20 protein-coding genes are annotated in these 20,151 nt (G+C 73.1%); 7 read left to right on the forward strand and 13 right to left on the reverse strand.

Going from position 1 to position 20,151, the window contains the following annotated elements:
* Window positions 1-41 precede the first annotated feature (41 nt).
* From J5Y09_RS14190 to J5Y09_RS14215, 6 genes are all read left to right on the forward strand, one after another.
* On the forward strand, window positions 42-1,040 hold the full coding sequence (locus J5Y09_RS14190) for an aspartate-semialdehyde dehydrogenase (protein ID WP_209352461.1): 999 nt from the start codon (window positions 42-44) through the stop codon (window positions 1,038-1,040).
* A gap of 120 nt (window positions 1,041-1,160) precedes the next feature.
* Window positions 1,161-2,018 (forward strand): trypsin-like peptidase domain-containing protein, encoded by an 858-nt coding sequence (locus J5Y09_RS14195; RefSeq protein ID WP_209352462.1) that lies wholly within the window; start codon window positions 1,161-1,163, stop codon window positions 2,016-2,018.
* A 79-nt stretch (window positions 2,019-2,097) separates the two neighbouring features.
* Window positions 2,098-2,343 (forward strand): type II toxin-antitoxin system CcdA family antitoxin, encoded by a 246-nt coding sequence (locus tag J5Y09_RS14200; RefSeq protein WP_209352463.1) that lies wholly within the window; start codon window positions 2,098-2,100, stop codon window positions 2,341-2,343.
* Complete coding sequence (locus tag J5Y09_RS14205; protein WP_209352464.1) at window positions 2,343-2,669, forward strand: CcdB family protein; 327 nt, start codon at window positions 2,343-2,345, stop codon at window positions 2,667-2,669. The genes J5Y09_RS14200 and J5Y09_RS14205 overlap by 1 nt, the downstream gene beginning before the upstream one ends.
* Window positions 2,670-2,692: 23 nt before the next feature.
* On the forward strand, window positions 2,693-5,485 hold the full coding sequence (locus J5Y09_RS14210; protein ID WP_209352465.1) for an ATP-dependent DNA helicase: 2,793 nt from the start codon (window positions 2,693-2,695) through the stop codon (window positions 5,483-5,485).
* Window positions 5,486-5,550: 65 nt separating this feature from the next.
* Entirely contained in the window at window positions 5,551-6,063 is a 513-nt protein-coding gene (locus tag J5Y09_RS14215) for a cupin domain-containing protein (RefSeq protein ID WP_209352466.1), read from the forward strand.
* 64 nt (window positions 6,064-6,127) lie between these two features.
* On the opposite strand, the gene J5Y09_RS14220 is transcribed toward J5Y09_RS14215, so the two are convergent.
* The 10 genes from J5Y09_RS14220 to J5Y09_RS14265 form a co-directional block, all read right to left on the reverse strand.
* Complete coding sequence (locus tag J5Y09_RS14220) at window positions 6,128-7,381, reverse strand: TRAP transporter large permease (RefSeq protein ID WP_209352467.1); 1,254 nt, start codon at window positions 7,379-7,381, stop codon at window positions 6,128-6,130.
* Entirely contained in the window at window positions 7,378-7,905 is a 528-nt protein-coding gene (locus J5Y09_RS14225; protein WP_209352468.1) for a TRAP transporter small permease, read from the reverse strand. Before J5Y09_RS14225 ends, J5Y09_RS14220 begins: the two co-directional genes overlap by 4 nt.
* 1 nt (window position 7,906) lies before the next feature.
* A complete protein-coding gene (locus J5Y09_RS14230; RefSeq protein ID WP_209352469.1) occupies window positions 7,907-8,896 on the reverse strand; it encodes a TRAP transporter substrate-binding protein in 990 nt (329 codons plus the stop codon).
* A 37-nt stretch (window positions 8,897-8,933) separates the two neighbouring features.
* Window positions 8,934-9,233, reverse strand: coding sequence for a putative quinol monooxygenase (locus J5Y09_RS14235; RefSeq protein ID WP_209352470.1), 300 nt, complete (start codon window positions 9,231-9,233; stop codon window positions 8,934-8,936).
* Window positions 9,230-10,579: an NAD(P)H-dependent oxidoreductase gene (locus J5Y09_RS14240; RefSeq protein WP_209352471.1), complete on the reverse strand. Its 1,350-nt coding sequence runs from the start codon at window positions 10,577-10,579 to the stop codon at window positions 9,230-9,232. Before J5Y09_RS14240 ends, J5Y09_RS14235 begins: the two co-directional genes overlap by 4 nt.
* Window positions 10,580-10,630: 51 nt before the next feature.
* On the reverse strand, window positions 10,631-11,557 hold the full coding sequence (locus J5Y09_RS14245) for a LysR substrate-binding domain-containing protein (RefSeq protein ID WP_209352472.1): 927 nt from the start codon (window positions 11,555-11,557) through the stop codon (window positions 10,631-10,633).
* A complete protein-coding gene (locus tag J5Y09_RS14250) occupies window positions 11,557-12,582 on the reverse strand; it encodes a transketolase family protein (protein WP_209352473.1) in 1,026 nt (341 codons plus the stop codon). The genes J5Y09_RS14245 and J5Y09_RS14250 overlap by 1 nt, the downstream gene beginning before the upstream one ends.
* On the reverse strand, window positions 12,579-13,412 hold the full coding sequence (locus J5Y09_RS14255; RefSeq protein WP_209352474.1) for a transketolase: 834 nt from the start codon (window positions 13,410-13,412) through the stop codon (window positions 12,579-12,581). The genes J5Y09_RS14250 and J5Y09_RS14255 overlap by 4 nt, the downstream gene beginning before the upstream one ends.
* On the reverse strand, window positions 13,409-14,161 hold the full coding sequence (locus tag J5Y09_RS14260) for an SDR family NAD(P)-dependent oxidoreductase (RefSeq protein ID WP_209352475.1): 753 nt from the start codon (window positions 14,159-14,161) through the stop codon (window positions 13,409-13,411). The genes J5Y09_RS14255 and J5Y09_RS14260 overlap by 4 nt, the downstream gene beginning before the upstream one ends.
* 92 nt (window positions 14,162-14,253) lie before the next feature.
* Window positions 14,254-15,171, reverse strand: coding sequence for a LysR substrate-binding domain-containing protein (locus J5Y09_RS14265; protein WP_209352476.1), 918 nt, complete (start codon window positions 15,169-15,171; stop codon window positions 14,254-14,256).
* A 100-nt stretch (window positions 15,172-15,271) separates the two neighbouring features.
* Here J5Y09_RS14265 and J5Y09_RS14270 point away from each other — a divergent pair, with 100 nt between their 5' ends.
* Window positions 15,272-17,242, forward strand: a complete 1,971-nt coding sequence (locus tag J5Y09_RS14270; protein WP_209352477.1) for a transketolase family protein — start codon at window positions 15,272-15,274, stop codon at window positions 17,240-17,242.
* Between the two features lie 34 nt (window positions 17,243-17,276).
* Here J5Y09_RS14270 and J5Y09_RS14275 read toward each other — a convergent pair whose 3' ends face one another.
* Genes J5Y09_RS14275 through J5Y09_RS14285 form a run of 3 tightly spaced genes read right to left on the reverse strand, consistent with a single transcriptional unit; the run spans window position 17,277 to window position 20,151 of the window.
* A complete protein-coding gene (locus tag J5Y09_RS14275) occupies window positions 17,277-18,017 on the reverse strand; it encodes an enoyl-CoA hydratase/isomerase family protein (RefSeq protein ID WP_209352478.1) in 741 nt (246 codons plus the stop codon).
* The gene (locus J5Y09_RS14280; RefSeq protein ID WP_209352479.1) at window positions 18,014-19,195 is read right to left on the reverse strand and encodes an amidohydrolase family protein; all 1,182 of its coding nucleotides are present in this window, start codon (window positions 19,193-19,195) and stop codon (window positions 18,014-18,016) included. The genes J5Y09_RS14275 and J5Y09_RS14280 overlap by 4 nt, the downstream gene beginning before the upstream one ends.
* Window positions 19,192-20,151, reverse strand: coding sequence for a threonine dehydratase (locus tag J5Y09_RS14285; RefSeq protein WP_209352480.1), 960 nt, complete (start codon window positions 20,149-20,151; stop codon window positions 19,192-19,194). Before J5Y09_RS14285 ends, J5Y09_RS14280 begins: the two co-directional genes overlap by 4 nt.

Genomic DNA, 20,151 nt, shown 5'->3' on the forward strand with positions numbered 1-20,151 from the left:
TCCAGCCACCCCCTTCAGACCCTGAAAGGACACACAGGGACATGCGTGTCGGCATCGTCGGCGCCACCGGAGCGGTGGGCCGGGAACTCGTGGACGTTCTGGGGCGCCGGGCCTTCCCGGTCTCCTCCCTGAGGCTCTTCGCCTCCGCCCGCAGCGCCGGCATGAAAACCACGACCCCCTTCGGGGAGACGGAGATCGAGGAATTCTCCGACGCCAAGATGCGCGACCTCGACCTCGCGCTGCTGGCCGTCTCGGGCGACTTCGCCAAGGCCCATGCGCCGCGGATGGTCGAGGCTGGGGTGACGGTGGTCGACAATTCCTCCGCCTTCCGGCTGCAGGACAACGTGCCGCTGGTGGTGCCGGAGGTGAATGCCTCGGCGATCGGCGCGCACAGGCTGATCGCCAACCCGAACTGCACGACGGCGATCCTCGTCGTCGCGCTCGAGCCGCTGCGCCAGGCCTTCGGGCTGCGCCGCGTCATCGTCTCCACCTACCAGGCGGCGTCCGGCGCCGGCGCGGAAGGCATGGCGGAGCTGGAGCGCGAGACGCGGCGTGTGCTGGTGGACGGCGCCAAGCCACAGCACGACGTCTTCCGCTGGCCGCTCGCCTTCAACGTCATCCCCCAGATCGATTCCTTCCAGCCCAACGCCTACACGCGGGAGGAGATGAAGGTCGTCTGGGAAAGCCGCAAGATCATGGGCCTGCCGGACCTGCCCATCTCCTGCACCGCGGTCCGCATCCCGACCATGCGCGTGCACGCGGAAGCCGTGACGATCGAGACCGAGCGGCCCGTCACGCCCGAGGCCGCGCGGGAAGTGCTGCGCCGCGCCCCCGGCGTGAAGGTGGTCGACGACCCGGAGAACGGCATCTATCCGATGCCGCTCACCGCGACCGGGCAGGACGATGTCGAGGCCGGGCGCATCCGCGCCAACCCGGTCTTCGGGGATCGCGGGCTCGACATCTTCCTCTGCGGCGACCAGCTGCTGAAGGGCGCCGCGCTGAACGCGGTGCAGATCGCCGAGCGGCTCAAGGCCGCCTGATCCGGCCAGGGGGGCGGCGACGCCCCCCTTCGGCGCCGCGGCCATCGTGAACCTTCGCCCCGCCCGGCGCGTGCTTCCGGGTTTCCGGTATCTTCACCTCCGGCGGCGATCCTCCGGGCCATGGCCCAAGGGATCGCCCTGCCCCGCGTCGCGGGCGCGCTGCTCCTCCTCCTCGCCGGCTGCGCGGGCGCACCGCGCGGCCAGGACTTCGCGGGCTGCCTCGATGCCGCCACACCCGAGGTCGCCGCCTCCGTCCTGCGCATCAGCGTCCAGCCGCGCGGCGCCGGGCCGGTCACGCGCGGCACCGGCTTCGTGCTGGCCGGCAGCGCCGTGGAACCCGGCGCGCCGAACCGCGTCGTCACCGCCGCCCATGTCGTCGCCCGCGCGCTGGAAGGCCCCTCGGAGGTCGACATCCTGCTCGCCCGCGCCGATGGCACGATGCTCGCGACCGCGCGCGTCGCCGCGACGGCGCGGCCGTGGAACCCGCTCGATGCGCTCGACCCCGCCCGCGCCGACCAGGCGGTGCTGGAGGTGACGGGCTTCGCCGACCCTGCCGCGCAGCGCGCCTTCGCCGCCGCGCCGGGCCTCACCCCGGCGCCGGACCAGCCGGCGGGCGCGCTGCTCGATATCCGCGTGGACGGTTCGCGGGGCATCGAGCCCGGCGCCTCCGGCGCGCCGATCCTCGGCCCCGATGGCCGCGTCCACGGCATCCTGGTGCATCGCCGGATCGAGGAATGGACGCGCAGCGCCTCCGATTCCCTGTCCGACCACCGCCGCGCGCGGGATGGCATGGCCGCCGCGGCGCAGCCCGTCCGCGGGGGGATCGCCCAGCCGCTGGCCGCCCCGGCCATCATGACCGAGACGCGCGGCGCGCCGCCCGCCGACGCGCCGCTCGACATCCTCGCCCCCGCCTTCCCGCGCCGCGACTGCACGCTCTATCGCGGGCGGGCGACGTATCGGAGCGTGGCGGCCGGCTGACGCGGCGCGCGGCTTGCCGCGACGGGTCCATGCGCATAACATGCGCAGAGCGCGGAATGACGCGCGCTGGAGCTGCCGCATGGGCCATGACCGCCGCCCCCCCAAGCGCCCCGTCAATCTCAGCCTGAGCGAGGAGCTGGTACGGGAGGCGCGCGGCCTGACGCCCAACCTCTCCGACACGGTCGAGGCGCTGCTGGCGGAATTCGTCGCCGCCGAGAAGCGCCGGCGCGCCGAGGCGGATGCGGAAGTCGCAGCACTTGTCGCCGCGTCCAACCGCTTCATCGCGGCGCATGGCGCCTTCGGCGACGAATTCAGCACCCTGTGATGGCGCAGTTCGACGTGCATCGGAATCCCGGGCGGCTGAAGGACGCGATCCCCTTCGTCGTCATCGTCCAGTCGCGCCGCTTCGACGCGCATGCGCGCCGGCTGGTCGCACCGCTGCTCGCCGCCGATGCCGCGGGCGCGGACCGCTACCCGGACCTCGCGCCGCGCTTCACCATCGAAGGGCGCGGCGTCGTGCTCGATCCGCTGCAGCTCCAGACCGTGCCGCGCGAGGTGCTCGGCCCACGCGTCGCGTCGCTTGCGGCTGACGCGCATGCGGCGCGGATCATCGCCGCCATCGACGCCGTGCTGTCGACCAGCGCCGGCTGACCGCGACGCTGCTATCCTCCGGCATGGCTTCCGCCCCGCGACTCGTCCTGCCCGACGTGCCCGTTCTCGTCGCCGGCGTCGGTCGCGCCGTGCTGCTGACGCGCGATGGCGAGATCGAGACCCTGCCCGCCGCCGCAGCGGCGCGCGCCGTCCAGGGCGCCGCGCCCATGCTCGTCCACGCGCCGGCCACCGCGCGGCGGCTCGGGCTGAACGGGCTGGGGGAGGCGCATGACCTGCTCGAGCTCTTCGCCTTCTGCCGCCCGGCGGAATCCTGCGCGCCGACGCCGCGCGGCCTGGCGCTGGCGCTCGACCTGCCCCAGCCGAAGGACGAGGCGGCGGCGGCGGCGCTGCTGCCCGAGATCGCGACGCTGCTGCTGCGCCACCTCGCCGACGGCCGCGACCATCCGCGCAACCGCGACGCGGCGGGCCTCGCCGCGCGCATGGGCGAAGCGGGCTGGCCCTGGGCGACATCCGTGCTGGCCGCCCTTGGCGAGCCCAAGGCCAAGCCCGATGCGCGCGCCTACAAGGTCTGGCGCCGCCTGCCGGAATGGGAGGACGCGGCGCCGGCCCCGCCAGCCGCCTCCTTCACCGTCGAGCCCGCCGAGGCGCGGCGGCGGCTGGCCGAGATCCTGGGGCCCGATGCCGAGCAGCGGCCGCAGCAGGCGGACTACGCCTCGGCCGCCGCGGCCGCCTTCGCGCCCCGGGCCCATCCGGGTGCGCCGGCGCTGGTGCTGGCCGAAGCGGGCACCGGCACAGGCAAGACGCTCGGCTATGTCGCGCCGGCCAGCCTCTGGGCCGAACGCAACGGCGCGCCGGTCTGGATCAGCACCTACACCCGCAACCTGCAGCGCCAGATCGACCAGGAGACGGCGCGGCTGTTCCCGGACCCGGAGGAGCGGCGGCGCCGCGTCGTGCTGCGCAAGGGGCGGGAGAACTACCTCTGCCTGCTGAACCTCGACGACATGACGTCGGGCGTGCCGGTGCCGCATCTTGCCGTGGCCCTCGGGCTCGTCGCGCGCTGGGCGCTCGCGACGCGCGACGGCGATTTGCTGGGCGGCGACTTCCCCGGCTGGATGGTGGAGCTGTTCGGCCCGGGCGCGATCCTGCCGCTGGCCGACCGCCGCGGCGAATGCATCCGCTCCGCCTGCCCGCACTACAAGGCCTGCTACGTCGAGCATTCCATCCGCCGCGCCCAGGCCGCGCGCATCGTCGTCGCCAACCACGCGCTGGTGATGGTGCAGGCCGCGCTTGGCGGCGGCGGTGAGGACGGCGCGCCGCTGCGCATCGTCTTCGACGAGGGCCACCATCTGTTCGACGCGGCGGACAGCGCCTTTTCCGCCGACCTGACCGGCGCGGAGATGACGGAGCTTCGCCGCTGGCTGCTCGGCGCGGAAGGCGGGCGGTCGCGCGCGCGCGGCCTGCGCCGGCGGCTCGAGGAACTGATCGGCGAGAAGCCCGAACTGAACGCGCAGCTCGAGGCGGCGCTCCAGGCCGCCCGCGCCCTGCCCGTCCCCGGCTGGACCACGCGCCTCGCCCAGCCCTCGCGCGCGGCGGCGGGGGAGGAAGCGCCCAACCCGGCCGAGGCCTTCCTCCGCGCCGCGCGGGAACAGGTGCTCGCCCGCACGCAGGAAGCGCGCGAGGCGGGGCTGTACGATTCCGAATGCGACCTGTTCCCGCTGACCGAGGACCTGCCCGTCGCCGCCGATGCGCTCGCCCGCGCACTGCACCGGCTGGAACAGCCGCTCGTGCTGCTGCGGGACAGGCTCGCCGCGCGGCTGGAGGAGGAAGCGGCGGAACTCGAGGTGGGCGATCGCATCCGCATCGAATCCGCCGCGCGGTCGATCGAGAACCGCGCCCTGCGGCCGCTGCGCGCCTGGCGGCAGATGCTCGCCACCATCGCGGCCGATCCGCCCGCGCCGGGCGAGCGCCCGACCTTCGTCGACTGGCTGAGCCTGCTGCGCCGCGGGGGGCAGGAGGCGGATGCGGGCATGCACCGCCATCACCTCGACCCGACCGAGCCCTTCGCCGCCGCGGTCGCCGCACCCGCGCACGGGCTGCTCATCACCTCCGCCACGCTGCGCGACGAGGCGGAGGCGGCCGAGGACGACCCCGACATCGCCTGGCGGGAGGCGGAGGCGCGCACCGGGGCGGCGCACCTGCCCATCCCCGCGATCCGCGCCGCCGTCCCTTCCCCTTTCGACTACGCGGCGCGCACGCGCTGCCTGGTCGTCACCGATGTCGCGAAGGAGAACACCGGCCAGGTCGCAGCCGCCTTCCAGGCGCTGTTCCTGGCGGCCGGCGGCGGCGGGCTCGGCCTGTTCACCGCCATCCGCCGGCTGCGGGACGTGCATGCGCGCATCGCCGGGCCGCTCGAGGAAGCGGGCATCCCGCTTTACGCGCAGCATGTCGATGCGATGGACAATTCCACGCTGGTCGACGTGTTCCGCGCGGAGGAGCAGGCCTGCCTGCTCGGTACCGACGCGATGCGCGACGGCGTGGACGTGCCCGGGCGCGCGCTGCGGCTGCTGGTGTTCGACCGCGTGCCCTGGCCGCGGCCGACCATCCTGCATCGCGAGCGCCGGCTGCATCTTTCGGGCGGCAGGCCCAAGGAATACGACGACCGCGTCGCGCGCCACCGGCTGCGCCAGGCCTTCGGGCGGCTGATCCGCCGCGCGGACGACAAGGGCGTCTTCGTCATGCTCGATGCGCGCTGCCCGTCGCGGCTGCTGCACGGCCTGCCGCCGGGGGTGCTGATCCGGCGGCTCGGCCTGGCCCAGGCGGTGGCGGAAACGCGCGCCTTCCTGGCCGAAGGCTGACCCCTTCCTTCCGGCGGGCCAGGGGAGCATTCTTTGCCCCCAATTCCGGCGGGAGGAGAAAGCCCATGCCCATGACGCTCGATGATTTCGTCGGCCGCGCCCGAGCCGCGCTGCAGGGCCACCCCGGCGCGGAAGGCCGGCAGATGGTCTGCGACCTGGTGCGGGAGGCGCTCGCCGACCCCGCCTTCGTCGCCGCCAACATCAACGACGCGACGCCGGAACGGCAGGTGCTGTACGAGGACCCCGACCTCGGCTTCACGGTCCTCGCCCATGCCTACAAGGACGCGAAGACGAGCGGGCCGCACGACCACGGTCCGTCCTGGGCGATCTACGGCCAGGCCGCCGGCGAGACGATCATGACCGACTGGGAATGCCTCGCCCGCCCGTCCGAGGGCGCGCCGGGCAAGGCGCGGCGCATCCGCGACTACGCGATGAAGCCGGGCGATGCCTACCTGTACGAGCCGGGCATCCTGCATTCCCCGCGCCGCGACGGGCCGACCCGCCTGCTGCGGATCGAGGGGATGAACATGGACCGCGTGAAGCGCCTGCCCTACCAGCCGGTCGACGCCGCGGCATGACGGCGTGCCGGAGAGGGGCCGCGCCCCTCTCCGGCGGTGTCGGGATCGGGCGCACCGCGCCGGGTCAGAAGCGCAGCGTCAGCGCCGGCACGTAGGAGATCAGCAGCAGCACCGCGACGGCCACGCCGAAGAAGGGCCACATCGCGCGCACCGTCTCGCCCATCTGCGCGCGCGCGATGGTCGACGAGATGAACAGCGTGGTGCCCACCGGCGGGGTGTAGAGCCCGATGCCGAGGTTGATCACCATCATCAGCCCGAGCTGCAGCGGGTCCATGCCGATCTGCGCGGCAAGCGGCAGGAAGACCGGCGTCAGCAGCAGGATCGCCGGCGGCAGGTCGAGCGGCCCGCCGATCAGCAGCATGATGAGGTTCATCGCCAGGATGATCAGGATCGGATGCTGCAGCGTCAGCCCGATCCATTCCGCGAAGCGCTGCGGCACCTGGTCGTAGGTGAGGATCCAGGACGCCGCGGCGCTGCCCATGATGACCAGCATGACGATGCCGGTCGCGATGCCCGCGTCCACGAAGGCGCGCAGGAAGCGCTTCCAGGTCATGTCCCGGTAGATGAGGATCGAGGCGGCGATGGCGTAGAACACCGCCATCACCGCGATCTCGGTCGGGGTGGCGAAGCCGAAGCGCAGCGCCAGCAGGATCAGCACCGGCAGCAGCAGCGCGGGCGAGGCCAGGAAAGCCAGGCGCGCGAGGCGCCGCAGGTCGAGCCGCGCATCGGCTTCGGCCGGGCGGCCCTTCCACCAGCACACCGCGAGGAAGCCGCCGGCCATCATCAGCCCCGGCAGCACGCCCGCCATGAACAGCGCGCCGACCGAGACGCCCGATACGACGGAGAACAGGATCATCGGGATCGATGGCGGGATCAGGATGTCGATCACCGCCGAGGTCGCGTTGTTCGCCGCGCAGAGCCCAGGCGCGTAGCCCAGCCGCCGCTGCCAGGGGATCAGCACCGAGCCGAGCGCCGAGGCGTTCGCGACCGCCGAGCCCGAGACGCCGCCGAACACCACCGAGCCGACGACGGTCGCCTGCAGCGGGCCGCCGCGGAAGGGGGCCATCGCCTCGCCGGCGAAGCGCAGCAATTCCTGCCCCAGCCTGCCATCCATCATCAGCGCGCCGGCGAGGATGAAGAAGGGCAGCGCCAGCATCGGGAAGGACTGGGTCTGGGCGAACATCTGCTGCGCCACGAGCATCAGCGGCAGCTGGCCGTCCCACAGCACCGCGATGCCGGAGGCCATGACGAGCGCATGGGCCACCGGCACCACCGCCATCATCAGGACCAGGAAGGCGAGGACGAGGACGAGGCTCATGTCACCGCGGTCTCCCCGCCCTCGCGCGGCAGGCCCTCGGGGCCGAGCAGCGCGACGCGGACCATGTTCGTCACGGTGCCGACCACCAGCAGCGCGCAGCCCGCCGCCACCGCCCAGTAGCCATGGGCCCCGGACAGGCCCAGCACGGGGGAACGCTCGATGGCGGCGATCTCCGCCACCTCCAGCGACGATCGCGCCAGCACGACATAGGTGACGACGACCAGAGCGTGGCCCGCCAGCAGCAGCAGCCGGGCGGCGCGGCGCGGCAGCAGGAACAGCGCCGTCTCGACGGCCACATGGCCGCCGGTCTGCACCGCCAGCGCAACGCCGGCCATGATGAACCAGGGGAAGAGCCGCTCCGGCACCTCCTGCGCCCAGTCGAAGCCGCCCGTGTCGAAGATGTAGCGGGCGACGACATTGGCGCCGAGCGCCACCATCAGCGCGATGCCGGTGACGACCAGCACCAGCTGGCACAGCCCGCGCACCGCCGCGTCAACGCCTTCGACGGCGCGCGGGCCGGCCATGTCAGGACACCGCGGCGCGCAGCTGGCGCACGAAGGCGCCGATCGGCCGGTTCTGCCAGGCATCCAGCACGCCCGCGGTGGCGGCGCGGAAGGCAGCCTGGTCCGCCACGTTCACCTCGACCGAGGACATGCCGCGGTATTCCGCCAGCAGCTGCACGTCGGCCTGCTGCATCAGCATGCGGTTGTGCTCGGTCGCCTCGCGCGCGGCCTGCGTCACCAGCGCGCGGTCGGCCTCGGCAAGCCGGCCCCAGGCGGCGCGGGAGGCGAGGAAGGGCGAGCATTCCCACTTGTGCGCCGTCAGCGAGATGAAGCGGTTGACCTCGTGCAGCTTGGAGGCGTGGATGTTGGCGAGCGGGTTCTCCTGCCCATCCACCACGCCCTGCTGCAGCGCGACGTAGAGTTCCGAGAAGTTGATCTGCTGCGTCGCCGCGCCGAGCGCCTGGAAGGTGTCGATCGTGGCCGGGTCCGCGGGGGTGCGGATGCGCAGGCCGCGCAGGTCCTCCGGCCGGTTGATGGCGCGGCGGCGGTTGGTGATGTGGCGGATGCCGTTGTCCCAGAAGCCGAGCGAATGCAGCCCCACGGCGGCCAGCTTCGTCGCCAGCTCCTGCCCGACCGGCCCGTCCACCACGCGGTAGGCGGCGGGCGCGTCGGGGAACAGGAAGGGCAGGCCGAGCGCGGCGATCTCCGGCACCAGGGAGGATGTCGGGCCCTGGCTGTTCACGCTCATGTCGAGCGTGCCGGTGCGCAGCGCCGTCAGCATCGCGACGTCGTCGCCCAGCTGCGCGGCGTGGGCGACGCGCATCTCGATGCGGCCGTTGGACAGTTCGCGCAGCCGGGCGGCCATGCGTTCGGCGGTGACGCCGCGCGGATTGGCCGCGGCGGTGCCGTGCGCCAGCGTCAGGCGCACCTGGCCCTGGGCGCGCAGCGTGGCCGGCGCGGCAAGGATGGCGGCGCCGGCGAGCGCGGCGCGGCGGGTGATGGCGATGTTCATTGGTTCCTCCCTTTCGATGTCCGCCCCGTGGCCGGGGCTAGCCTGGTGGTTGAAGCGACGCGAAGCGCACCGGCAACTGGTCGGCCAGCGCGGGAAAGCCGTCCCGGAAGCGCGCGAGATGCGGCGTCTGCAGATGCGCCTCGAAGGCGGCGCGATCGTCGTAGATCTCGTAGAACAGCACCCTGCCCTCGCCGTCCTCGAGCAGCGTGACGTCGAAGCGGCGGCAGCCGGGCTCGCTGCGCAGCGAGCCCTCCGCATCCGCGCGCGCCAGTGCCAGGAAGGCATCCAGGCAGCCGGGCTTGGCCTGGAACTCGGCGAGCACGACGAAGCCGCTCATGCCGCCTTCGCCCCGGCCGGGGCGCCGCCGCGCTCCATCTCCCGCCGCAGCGCCAGCACGTCGAGGTCCTGCGTGATCTCGACATCGTCGAAGGAGACGAGGCTGCCCTGCGCCACCGGGCGCCGCAGCTTCACATTGTGCGCGAGCCCGATCGGCAGCGCGCGCGCGGCCAGGCTGCGCGTGGCGGGAATGGCGTCGGCCCAGACCGTGAAGCCACCCTCGCCGTCCAGCATCTCGCCCGGCTGCAGGTTGCGCTTGGCGATCGCGACCGCGTCGCCGCGGAACTCGCGCGGCGTGCCGGTGGGTTCCCCGCGCAGCACGGCCGAGAGGACGGAGACGCTGGTCTCGAGCCCGATCATGTGGAAGGGCCGCCACATCGAGCCGTACCAGCCGGACTTGTCCACCAGCAGCCCGTACTGGCCGAAGCAGGCGCGGGTGTACTCGTTGTTGGCGCGGAAGGTGACGAAGACGCCGTACTGGATGTTGTTGTGCACCACGCGCCCGTCGGGCTCGTGGCTCGCGGCGATGTCGACCAGCCCGGCGCGCGGCAGGCGCCCGCCCTCGGCGCGCGGCTTGAACACCTGCGCGAGGTCGTGCAGCCCGGTGGGCGGGAAGGCCAGCCCGTCGTCGGGGCAGTCGAGGCCGGTGCCGTTGGCCACCGCGGCCATCTCGATCGCCGCCTTCGTGCCGTCGGTGAAGGAGTTGTACATCTTCGGGTTAAAATCGCCCTTCGCCACCTCCTCCTCGGTCCAGCCGAAGAAGCCCCAGACCGTGTCGGGGGTGGAGAAGCGGTAGCGCGGCTCGAAGTTCATGCCCTTGCCGGCGGAGACGAGCTCGAAGCCGCAGGCGCGCACCCAGTCGACCAGCTCGCAGATGATGGCCGGCTGGTCGCCATAGGCCATGGAGTAGACCAGCCCCTTGGCGCGCGCCTTCGCCGCCAGCAGCGGGCCGCAGAGCACGTCGGCCTCGACGTTCACCATCACGACGTGCTTGCCGCCTTCGATGGCGGCGAGCGCGTGGCGCACGCCGGCGATCGGATGGCCGGTCGCCTCGATGATGCATTCGATGCCGTCGAAGGCCGCGAGCGCCGCCGCGTCCTCGAGCACGCAGGTGCCGCCCGTGCGGTGCGCTTCCTCGAGGCTGCGCGCGGCGTATTTCTCGCCCGGCCAGCCCACGCGCGCGAGCGAGGCGCGCGCCTTCGCGCCATCGAGGTCCGCGATGCCGACGACATGGAAGCCCGGGATGCGCTGCGCCTGGGCGAGCACCATCGAGCCGAACTTGCCGGCGCCGATCAGCCCCACCCGCACCGGGCGCCCGCGCGCCGCCAGCAACGTCGAAAGATTCACCGTCCCCTCCCTCGGGAATGTCGTGGCGGCGAGGCTAGGAGGCCGCTTTCATCAGGAACAAACGAGATTTTCGGCGGGTTGCTTCAGTTTTTCTAAAGATTGCTCCCGCCAGGCCAGCGCCTCGGCGCGCAGCCAGTCGGCGAAGGCGCGCACCCGGTGGCGGCGCATCCGGTCGGCCGGGCAGACCAGCCATTGCGTCGTGCGGCGGATCGCCGGCGGCGCGGCGACCGGGCAGGCAAGCCGGCCATCGGCCATCGCGTCGCCCATCATCAGCGTGCTTTCCAGCGCGATGCCCATGCCCGCGATGGCGGCGTCCACCGCCATGTGGCTGCGGTCGAACAGCACGCGGCGCGCGGCGGGCATCGGCGTGCCGGCGGCGGCGAACCAGGCGGCCCACTTCACCTGCGACTTCACCGAATGGATCAGGCGATGCGCGCCCAGCTCCTCGGCGCGCAGGCTGCCGGGGGCGGCGAGCGCGGGGGCGCAGACCGGCAGGAACACCTCCTCGGCCACGGGCTCGACGACGAGGCCGGGCCAGTCGCCTTCCCCGTGCCGCACCTCGAGGTCGACGCCCTCCCGCGCGAAGTCGGTCGGCTCGTTGGTCGCGTCCACCCGCAGCTCGATCTCCGGATGGGCGTCGAGGAAGGCGGGCAGGCGCGGCAGCAGCCACTTGGTCGCGAAGCTCGGCGTCGCGCGCAGGATCAGCGAGCCGGAGGAGAGCGAGCCGCGCACATAGCGCGTCGCCTCCGCGATGCGCTCGACATGCGGCGCGATCATCTCGAGGTAGCGCTGGCCCGCCTCGGTCAGCGCGATGCGCCGGCCCTGGCGCGTCAGCAGCGCGGTGCCGAGTTGCACCTCCAGCGCCGAGACCTGCTGCGAGACGGCGGACGGCGTCACGCCCAGCTCCTGCGCCGCGCGCGTCAGGCTGCCGGCGCGCGCCGCGGCGTGGAAGACAGCGATGGCGCGCAGCGGCAGCATCAGCCGACCCATTCCCGGATGCGCGCCGCCATGGCGGCGGTGGAGATGCCGTAGCGGTCGTGCAGCGTCGGCAGCGCCCCGGCGTCGAGGAATTCGTCCGGCAGCGCCACCTGGCGGAACAGCGCCGGGCGCACGCCCTCGCGCAGCAGCAGCCCGGCCACCGCCTCCCCCAGCCCGCCGTTGATCGTGTGGTTCTCGGCGACGATCACGGCACGCCCTTCGACGCGGCAGGCGGCGAGGATCGCCTCGGCGTCGAGCGGCTTGATGGTCGGGCTGTGCAGCACCGCAAGGCCGATGCCGTCGCGCCGCAGCGCCTCCGCCGCCTCCAGCGCGCGCATCGTCATGAAGCCGGCGCTGATCACCAGCGCCTCCTTGCCCTCCCGCAGCATCTGCGCGCGGCCGAGCTTGAACTCGTAGCCGTATTCGTCGAGCACCAGCGGCACCTGGCCGCGCAGCAGGCGCAGGTAGACCGGGCCCGGATGGTCGGCGATGGCCGGGACGATCTGCGAGATCTCGTGCGCGTCGCAGGGGTCGATGATCGTCATGTTCGGCAGGCCGCGGAAGATCGCGAGATCCTCCGTCGCCTGGTGGCTCGGCCCGTAGCCGGTGGTCAGCCCCGGCAGGGCGCAGCAGATCCTGACCGGCAGGCCTTCCTCGGCGATCGCCATGGCGATGAAGTCGTAGGCGCGGCGGGACGCGAAGACGGCATAGGTGGTGGCGAAGGGGATGAAGCCCTCGCGCGCGAAGCCGGCCGCCGCGCCCATCAGCACCTGCTCGGCCATGCCCATCTGGAAGAAGCGCTCGGGATACGCCTGCGCGAAGACGTGCAGGTCGGTGTATTTCGCGAGGTCGGCGGTCAGCCCGACGATTTCGGGCCGCTGCTGCGCCAGCCGCGCGAGCGCGTGGCCGAAGGGGGCGGGCGCGGTGCGCTGGCCCTCGCCGGCGATGGAAGCGATCATCGCCGAGGTGGTCAGCCGCGTGCCGGGCGCGGCCTTGGCGGGCGCGCGGTACTTGTCCCGCTTCATGCCGGCTTCTCCGTCTCCAGATGCGCGAGCGCCTGCCGCCATTCCTGCGGCTCGACGCGCAGGAAGTGGTTGCGCTCGCGCGCCTCGAGGAAAGGCACGCCCTTGGCCATGCGCGTGTCGCAGATGATGCAGCGCGGGCCGGGCCCCGGATGCGCGCGGGCGGCGTCGAATGCGGCGACCAGCGCCGGGATGTCGTTGCCGTCGACGCGCTGGGTGAACCAGCCGAAGGCTTCCCATTTCGGGCCCAGCGGCTCGAAGTCGGACACGCCGAGCGAAGGGCCGTCGGCCTGCATCCCGTTCACGTCCACCAGCGCGATCAGGTTGGACAGGCGGTGGGAGCCCGCGCTCATCGCCGCCTCCCAGGTCGAGCCCTCGTCGAGCTCGCCGTCGCTCAGCAGGTTCACCACCCAGGCGCCGTTGCCCTTGAGCCGCAGCGCCAGCGCCATGCCCACCGCGACCGTCAGCCCCTGGCCGAGCGAGCCGCCGGTGATCTCCATCCCCGGCGTGTAGGCCGCCATGCCGGACATCGGCAGGCGCGAATCATCGGACCCGTAGGTCTCGATCTCGTCCTCGGGGAGGATCCCCGCCTCGATCAGCGCGGCATAGAGCGCGATGGCGTAGTGGCCGATGGACAGCAGGAAGCGGTCGCGCCCCTCCCATTCCGGATCCTCCGGCCGGTAGCGCAGCGCGTGGAAGTAGGACACGGCGAGCACGTCGGCCACGCCCAGCGCCTGGGCGATGTAGCCCTGGCCCTGCACCTCACCCATGCGCAGCGCATGGCGGCGGATGTTCCAGGCGCGCCGCGCCAGGGAGGGGGCGTTGGCGATCATCCGTGGATCAGCATGCCGCCGTTGACGTCGATCACCGCCCCGGTGACGTAGGCCGAGAGGTCGGAGGCGAGGAACAGGTAGCAGCCCGCCACGTCGCTCGCCTCGCCCAGCCGGTCGAGCGGGATGCCCTTGCGGATCTCGACCCGCATCTCGTCCGTCAGCTTGCCACCCGTGATGTCGGTCTGGATCAGGCCGGGGGTGACGCAGTTCACGCGGATGCCGAAGGGGCCGAGTTCGCGCGCCATCGCCTTGGCGAGGCCGAGCACGCCGGCCTTGGCGGCGGAGTAGTGCGGCCCGCCGAAGATGCCGCCGCCGCGCTGGGCGGAGACGGAGGACATGCAGGCGATCGACCCGCGCCGCCGTTCCTTCATGTGCGGCACGAAGGCCTGGGACAGGTACAGGACGCCCGAGAGGTTGACGTCGAGCACCTTGCCCCAGTTCTCCGGGCCGATCTCCATCAGCTTCAGCGGCTGGGTGATGCCCGCGTTGTTGAGCAGGATGTCGCACTGGCCGAAGGCGGCCAGCACGGCGTCGGCGGCGGCCTTGCAGGATGCCGGGTCGGTGACGTCGCAGCCGATCCCGACATGCTGCGGGCCGAGTTCCGCGGCCGCGGCCTTCGCGCCCGCCTCGTCGAGGTCGAGGATCGCGACGCGCGCGCCATGCTCGGCGAAGAGTTTCGCGGTGGCGCGGCCGATCCCGCGCGCGCTGGCGGCGCCGCTGATGGCGGCGGTGCGTCCCTGGAGCAGCATTCGTTTCCCCCAATTCGGTTGGGGGAAGCTTCGGCCTTAGCCAATCTCACCGTCCAGCGCGGAAATCTCGCCATACGGTGATCTGGATTCATCTATGGCGCGACGCCGTCCAGCCGCAGGTCCATCGCCAGTTCCTTGGCCAGCCATTCTGCGAAGCGGCGCACGCCCCGCGCGTAGCGGCGATCCTCCGGGAAGACCAGGTAGTGGCCGGTATAGGTCACGTCCTCCGCCCGCCCGAGCAGCGGGCGCACCAGCCGCCCCTCGGCCAGCTCGCGCTCGGCCAGCAGGGTGGATTCCAGCGCCACGCCGAGCCCATCCTCCGCCGCGCGGAGCGAGAGGAAGGAACGGTCGAAGCGCGGCCCGCGCGGTTCCGGCGCGATCAGCCCGTTGGCGGCGAACCACTCGGTCCAGCGCACCTTCTTCGACGTGCTGTCGATCAGCGGATGTTCCATCAGCGCCTGCGCGTCCCGGATGCGCGAGGCCAGCGCCGGCGCGCAGAGCGGCGTCACCACCTCCGTCCCCAGCGGCAGCGTCACCAGCCGCAACCCGCCATAGAAGGCGGCAGAAGGCGCGCCGTAGATGATGTCGGCGTCGAACTCGTCATGCAGGAAGCGCGGATAGTCGGTGCCCGCGGCGACCCGCAGCTCGAGCCCCGGCGATTCCTCGAGCAGCCGCGACAGGCGCGGCACCAGCCATTGCGCGGCGAAGGACGGCGCGGCGTGCAGCCGCAGCAGTTGCGTGCCGCGCGCCGTCACCGCGCCCAGCCCCAGCCGCAATTCCCCGAAGCCGCGGGCGACATGGTGCGCAAGGCGCTCGCCCTCGACCGTGGGCTGGATCGAACGCCCTTCCCGCCGGAACAGCGCCACGCCGAGATTCTCCTCCAGCCCGCGGATCGCGTGCGACACGGCTGAGGGCGTCAGGGCGAGTTCCGCCGCCGCGGCGCGGAAGGACCCGGTGCGGGTGGCGGCCTCGAAGGCGCGCAGGGCGGACAGCGGCAGGTGGCGCAGCATGGCGCAGGATGGTGAACCGCTTTCACCATCCCGCGCAAATTCCTCGCTGGACGGTGAAGCGGCTTGCGGGCAGGCAGGCGGACAGAAGGGCGAAAGCGCCATGACCGACCTGCCGCGCGGAATGGCCGACGCCATCCGCTTCCTGTCCATGGACGCGATCGCCCGCGTGGGCGAAGGCCATCCCGGCACGCCGCTCGGCGCGGCGGAGATCTGCACCGCGCTGTGGACCCGCCACATGGACTACGTCGCCGAGGACCCGCTGTGGTTCGACCGCGACCGCTTCGTGCTGAGCGCGGGGCATGGCTCGATGCTGCTCTATTCGCTGCTGCACCTGACCGGCCATCCGGGCATGACGACCGAGGCGCTGCGGCGCTTCCGCGAGCTCGGCTCGCCCTGCGAGGGACATCCGGAGCGCGCGCCTGGCCATGGCGTGGAGGTGACGACCGGCCTGCTCGGCCAGGGCGTCGGCAACGCCGCCGGCATGGCGCTCGCCGAGTCCTTCCTGTCCGCCACGCTGGGGCCGGACCTGGTGGACCACCGCACCTGGGTGCTGTCCGGCGATGGCTGCCTGCAGGAAGGCATCGCGCATGAGGTCGCAGCGCTCGCCGGGCATCTGCGGCTGGGCAAGCTGTGCTGGCTCTGGGACGACAACCGGATGACCGACGACGGCGACATCGCGCTCGCCATGAGCGAGGATTTCGCCGCGCGCTTCCGCGCCGCCCATTGGCATGTGCAGGAGGTGGACGGGCACGACCTCGATGCGCTGGACGCGGCCATGGCGCTGGCGAAGCGCGACCCGCGGCCGTCCTTCATCGCCTGCCGCACGATCATCGGCCGCGGCCTGCCGGGGGTAGAGGGCACGCGCGCCGCGCACAGCGCCCGCATCCGCCCCGAGACCGTCGAGGCCGCGCGCGCCGCGCGGGACTGGCCGCACGCGCCCTTCCATGTCCCGAACGCGCTCGCCGAGGCCTGGGCGCAGGCGGGCCGTCGCGGCGCAGGCAAGCGGGACGCCTGGCGCGCCCGCGTCGCCGCCCTGCCGGCGGAGCGCCGCCGCGAGCTGGACCGCGTGATGGAAGGCCGCCTGCCGGCGGGCTGGGCGGACGGGCTGCGCGCCCATGCCCGCGACGTCGCGGCGCGCGCGCATGGCGACCATGGCTGGAAGCTTTCGGGCGACATGCTGGAACGCGCGGCGGCGGCCATACCTGAACTCCTGTGCGGCGCGCCGGACCTGGAAGGTGCCACGCAGCACAAGCGCGCCCTGCCCGCCTTCACCGCCGCGGACCGTTCAGGCCGCTACGTGCATTACGGCGTGCGCGAACACGCGATGGGCGCGATGCTGAACGGCATGGCGGCGCATGGCGGCGTGGTGCCGACCGGCGTCACCTACCTGGTGTTCAGCGACTATCTCCGCCCCGTGCTGCGGCTGGCGGCGATGATGAAGCTGCCGGTGGTGCACGCCTTCACCCATGACAGCATCGGCATCGGCCGCAACGGGCCGACCCACCAGCCCGTCGAGCACCTGGCCTCGCTCCGCGCCATCCCCGGGCTGCACGTGTTCCGCCCCGCCGATGCGGTGGAGGCGGCAGAATGCTGGGAACTGGCCCTCGCGCGGCGCAACGGGCCGAGCGCCCTGGTCTTCGCGCGCCAGCCCATGCCGGCGGTGCGGCGGGACGCCGGCGCGAACCGCAGCGCGGAGGGCGCCTATGTGCTGCGCGAGCCGCAGGACGGGCGCGACGTGACGCTGCTGGCGACCGGGTCCGAGGTCGCGCTCGCCCTGGCGGCGAGCGACCTGCTCGCGGCCGAGGGCGTGCGCGCCGCCGTCGTCTCCATGCCCTGCTGGGAATTGTTCGAGGCGCAGCCGGCGGCCGAGCGCACCGCCGTGCTGGGCGCCGCGCCGCGCCTGGGCATCGAGGCCGCGGCCCGGCTGGGCTGGGACCGCTGGACGGGCGAGGATGGCGGCTTCCTGGGCATGACCGGCTACGGTGCCTCGGGCGCCGAGGCCGATCTCTGGCGCCATTTCGGCCTGACGCCGGAGGATGCGGCGCGGGCGGCGAAGGCGCTGCTGGGCTGAACCATCCGTCCCGGGCGCGCCGTGCTTGCCCGCGCTACCGCCGCGCCGCGGCGACCTTCGCGCGATAGGCTTCCACCCGCGCCTTCAGCCCCGGCCGCGCCACCGACCGCGCGAGCGCCGCGAGGTCGCCGGCATCGTCCGCGCGGCGCGTGCGCGCGTGCAGCGCCGCGACGGTCGGCGCGTCGAGCCGCGTGGCGGCGGCATGCGCCGCGCCGATCGCGCCATCCGTGGCATCCGCGTCGATCACCGCCGTGGCGAGGCCGAGCGCCAGCGCGCGCGATGCCTCGACCGGCTGCCCGGCGAGCAGCAGCTGCCGCGCCGCGGTGTCGCCGACCAGCCCCGCGAGCCGCGCGGTGCCGAGCACGAGCCCGAAGGCGGGCCCGGGAAAGGCGAAGGACGCGCCGGCCAGCGCGATGCGGTGGTCGCAGACGGCGAAGAGGTCCGCGCCCGCGCCGAAGACGCGCCCTGATGCGATGGCGAGCGTCGTCACAGGCAGGCCGTGGATGCGCTGCAGCAGCAATTCGATGCGCAGGATGCGCAGCGCGAGATCGCCGTCGCCGATGGCGTCGAGGTCCGACAGGTCGAGCCCGGTGCAGAAATTCCGCCCCTGCCCGCGCAGCGCGATCAGCCGCGCGCCGGCGGCAAGCGCCGCGTCGATGCCACCGTCCAGCGCATCGACCATGTCGGGGCCGAGCGCGTTGCCGCGATCCGCCCGCGCGAGCCAGAGGGTGGTGGTGTCGCCGTGATGCTCGACGAGGACCGGCGCGCCTGTCACGCGACCAGCGCGCCGTCGCGCGCGACGATCCGCCCGCCGGAGACGACGAGGCGGCGCGCCGGGCGCGTCACCACCGCTTCGGCGAGGCTGCGCGCCTCGACCAGCACCAGGTCCGCGCGCGCCCCCGGCTCGAGCCCGTAGTCGGCAAAGCCGCAGCCCTTCGCCCCCGCTGCGGCGACGCAGTCGAAGGCGATGGCGACCTCGTCGTCCCGCCGGAAATTGTTGCGCAGGCCGATGAGCATGGCGCGTTCCAGCATGTCCGGCGAGCCGTAGGGCGTCCATGTGTCGCGGACGCCGTCATTGCCGCCGAAGATGGCCACACCCGCCGCGCGGCAGGGCGCGACGAGGGGGACGGGGCGGGAAGCCGGCGCGGTGGTGGCGATGGCCACGCGCAGGCTCGCCATGCGCGCGAGCAGCGCGTCGCGGTCGCGTTCGGGGATGTCGCCCAGGCAGAAGGCGTGGCTGACCACGACCTTGCCCTCCATGCCGAGCGCGCGCGTGCGCTCGAGGATAAGGTCGAGCGAGAAGGCCCCCATCGTCCCCGGCTCATGCAGGTGGATGTCGACCGGCTTGCCGTGCTTGTCGGCCAGGCCGAAGACGATGTCGAGGTGGCGGACGGGATCGCGCTCGATCGCGCAGGGGTCGAGCCCGCCGACGATGTCGGCCCCCATGGCGATCGCCGCGTCGAGCAGCGTCTCCGTCCCCTGCCGGCCGAGGATGCCCGATTGCGGGAAGGCGACGAGCTGGATCTCCTGCAGGCCGCGCATCGCCTCCCGCGTCGCGAGCACGCCCTCGACATGCTTCGTGCCGCCGGAGGTGTCGACATCGACATGGCTGCGGATGCGCGTCGTGCCCGCGGCGAGGAAGGCGCGCGCCATGGCGAGCGAGGCGACACCGGCATCGTGGCCGGTGCGCGCGCGCCATTCGCGCTCGCTGTCGATCTTGTCCTCGATGCGCGGGCCGACCTCGTTCACCAGCCAGTCCGGCAGATGGAAGGTGGTCTTGTCGAGATGGGTGTGACCCTCGACGAAGGCGGGCAGCAGCAGCATCCCCTGGCCGTCCTCGACCGCGGTGCCGGTGGCGTCCGCGCCGGGCGTGGCGATGCGCCCGCCGCGCACCAGCACGTCGGAAGCGGGCCCGCCCATCGGGCGGACGTTGCGCAGCAGCAGGTCGGTCATGCAGCCCCCAGCACCCAGTCGCGGAACAGATCGAGGTCGATGTTGCCGCCGCACAGGACCACGCCCGCGCGCGTCCCGCGCAGCGTCGCGCGTTCCTGCATCAGCGCGGCGAGCGGCGCGGCGCCCGCCCCTTCGGCCAGGTTGTGCGTGTCCTGCCAATAGGCGCGGATCGCGGCCGCGACCTCCTCATCCGTCACGGTCACGATGCGCGCGGCACCGCGGCGGATGATCTCGAGCGCCGCCGCGTCCGGCATGCGCGTCGCCATGCCGTCGGCGCGCGTCTCGGCCTTGGGGGTCGTCACCACATGGCCGGCGGCGAAGGACAGCGCGTAGGAGGGCGCGCCGACCGACTGCACGCCGATGATCTCGGTCGGAAGCCCCAGCAGGTCGCGCGCGAGGATGCAGCCGCCGATGCCCGACCCCAGCCCGATCGGGACATAGAGCGCATCGAGCGGCGGCGCGGCGCGCAGGAATTCCAGCGCGTAGGTCGCGACGCCCATCACCAGGTCGCGGGCGAAGGAGGGCGCGAATTCGAGTCCCTCCGCCTCGGCCAGCCGCGCGGCCTCGATCCGCGCGGCGTCGAAATCCTCGCCATGCTCGATCAGCCGCGCGCCGAAGGCGCGCATGGCGGCGTTCTTCTCGGCGCTGTTGCCGCGCGGGACGAGGATCGTCACCGGCACGCCATGGCGCTGCCCGGCATAGGCGAGGGACTGGCCGTGATTGCCGCGCGTGGCGCTGACCACGCCCTTCACATGCGGGCGTTCGCGCGCGAGGCGCTCCATGAACACGAGCCCGCCGCGCACCTTGAAGGCGCCGGTGGGCGTGTGGTTCTCGTGCTTGACCCAGGTTTCGCGCCCGACCCGCGCGGCGATCAGCGGCCAGGCGATCTGCGGGGTCGGCGGGAATGCGCGGTGGACGAGGCGCGCCGCCGCCTCGAGTTCCTCGAGCGTGAACAT

Source organism: Roseomonas nitratireducens, from assembly GCF_017813355.1.
Taxonomy (GTDB): Bacteria; Pseudomonadota; Alphaproteobacteria; order Acetobacterales; family Acetobacteraceae; genus Neoroseomonas; species Neoroseomonas nitratireducens.

Coding starts and splice junctions, on each gene's coding strand:
- J5Y09_RS14225 (WP_209352468.1), bottom strand. CDS start 7,905: ATGGCCGGCCCGCGCGCCGTCGAAGGCGTTGACGCGGCGGTGCGCGGG.
- J5Y09_RS14255 (WP_209352474.1), bottom strand. CDS start 13,412: ATGATCGCCAACGCCCCCTCCCTGGCGCGGCGCGCCTGGAACATCCGC.
- J5Y09_RS14210 (WP_209352465.1), top strand. CDS start 2,693: ATGGCTTCCGCCCCGCGACTCGTCCTGCCCGACGTGCCCGTTCTCGTC.
- J5Y09_RS14235 (WP_209352470.1), bottom strand. CDS start 9,233: ATGAGCGGCTTCGTCGTGCTCGCCGAGTTCCAGGCCAAGCCCGGCTGC.
- J5Y09_RS14280 (WP_209352479.1), bottom strand. CDS start 19,195: ATGACCGACCTGCTGCTGCGCAACGTCCGCCCGATGGGCGGGCCCGCT.
- J5Y09_RS14220 (WP_209352467.1), bottom strand. CDS start 7,381: ATGAGCCTCGTCCTCGTCCTCGCCTTCCTGGTCCTGATGATGGCGGTG.
- J5Y09_RS14205 (WP_209352464.1), top strand. CDS start 2,343: ATGGCGCAGTTCGACGTGCATCGGAATCCCGGGCGGCTGAAGGACGCG.
- J5Y09_RS14230 (WP_209352469.1), bottom strand. CDS start 8,896: ATGAACATCGCCATCACCCGCCGCGCCGCGCTCGCCGGCGCCGCCATC.
- J5Y09_RS14265 (WP_209352476.1), bottom strand. CDS start 15,171: ATGCTGCGCCACCTGCCGCTGTCCGCCCTGCGCGCCTTCGAGGCCGCC.
- J5Y09_RS14190 (WP_209352461.1), top strand. CDS start 42: ATGCGTGTCGGCATCGTCGGCGCCACCGGAGCGGTGGGCCGGGAACTC.
- J5Y09_RS14260 (WP_209352475.1), bottom strand. CDS start 14,161: ATGCTGCTCCAGGGACGCACCGCCGCCATCAGCGGCGCCGCCAGCGCG.
- J5Y09_RS14215 (WP_209352466.1), top strand. CDS start 5,551: ATGCCCATGACGCTCGATGATTTCGTCGGCCGCGCCCGAGCCGCGCTG.
- J5Y09_RS14270 (WP_209352477.1), top strand. CDS start 15,272: ATGACCGACCTGCCGCGCGGAATGGCCGACGCCATCCGCTTCCTGTCC.
- J5Y09_RS14285 (WP_209352480.1), bottom strand. CDS start 20,151: ATGTTCACGCTCGAGGAACTCGAGGCGGCGGCGCGCCTCGTCCACCGC.
- J5Y09_RS14250 (WP_209352473.1), bottom strand. CDS start 12,582: ATGAAGCGGGACAAGTACCGCGCGCCCGCCAAGGCCGCGCCCGGCACG.
- J5Y09_RS14200 (WP_209352463.1), top strand. CDS start 2,098: ATGGGCCATGACCGCCGCCCCCCCAAGCGCCCCGTCAATCTCAGCCTG.
- J5Y09_RS14245 (WP_209352472.1), bottom strand. CDS start 11,557: ATGCTGCCGCTGCGCGCCATCGCTGTCTTCCACGCCGCGGCGCGCGCC.
- J5Y09_RS14195 (WP_209352462.1), top strand. CDS start 1,161: ATGGCCCAAGGGATCGCCCTGCCCCGCGTCGCGGGCGCGCTGCTCCTC.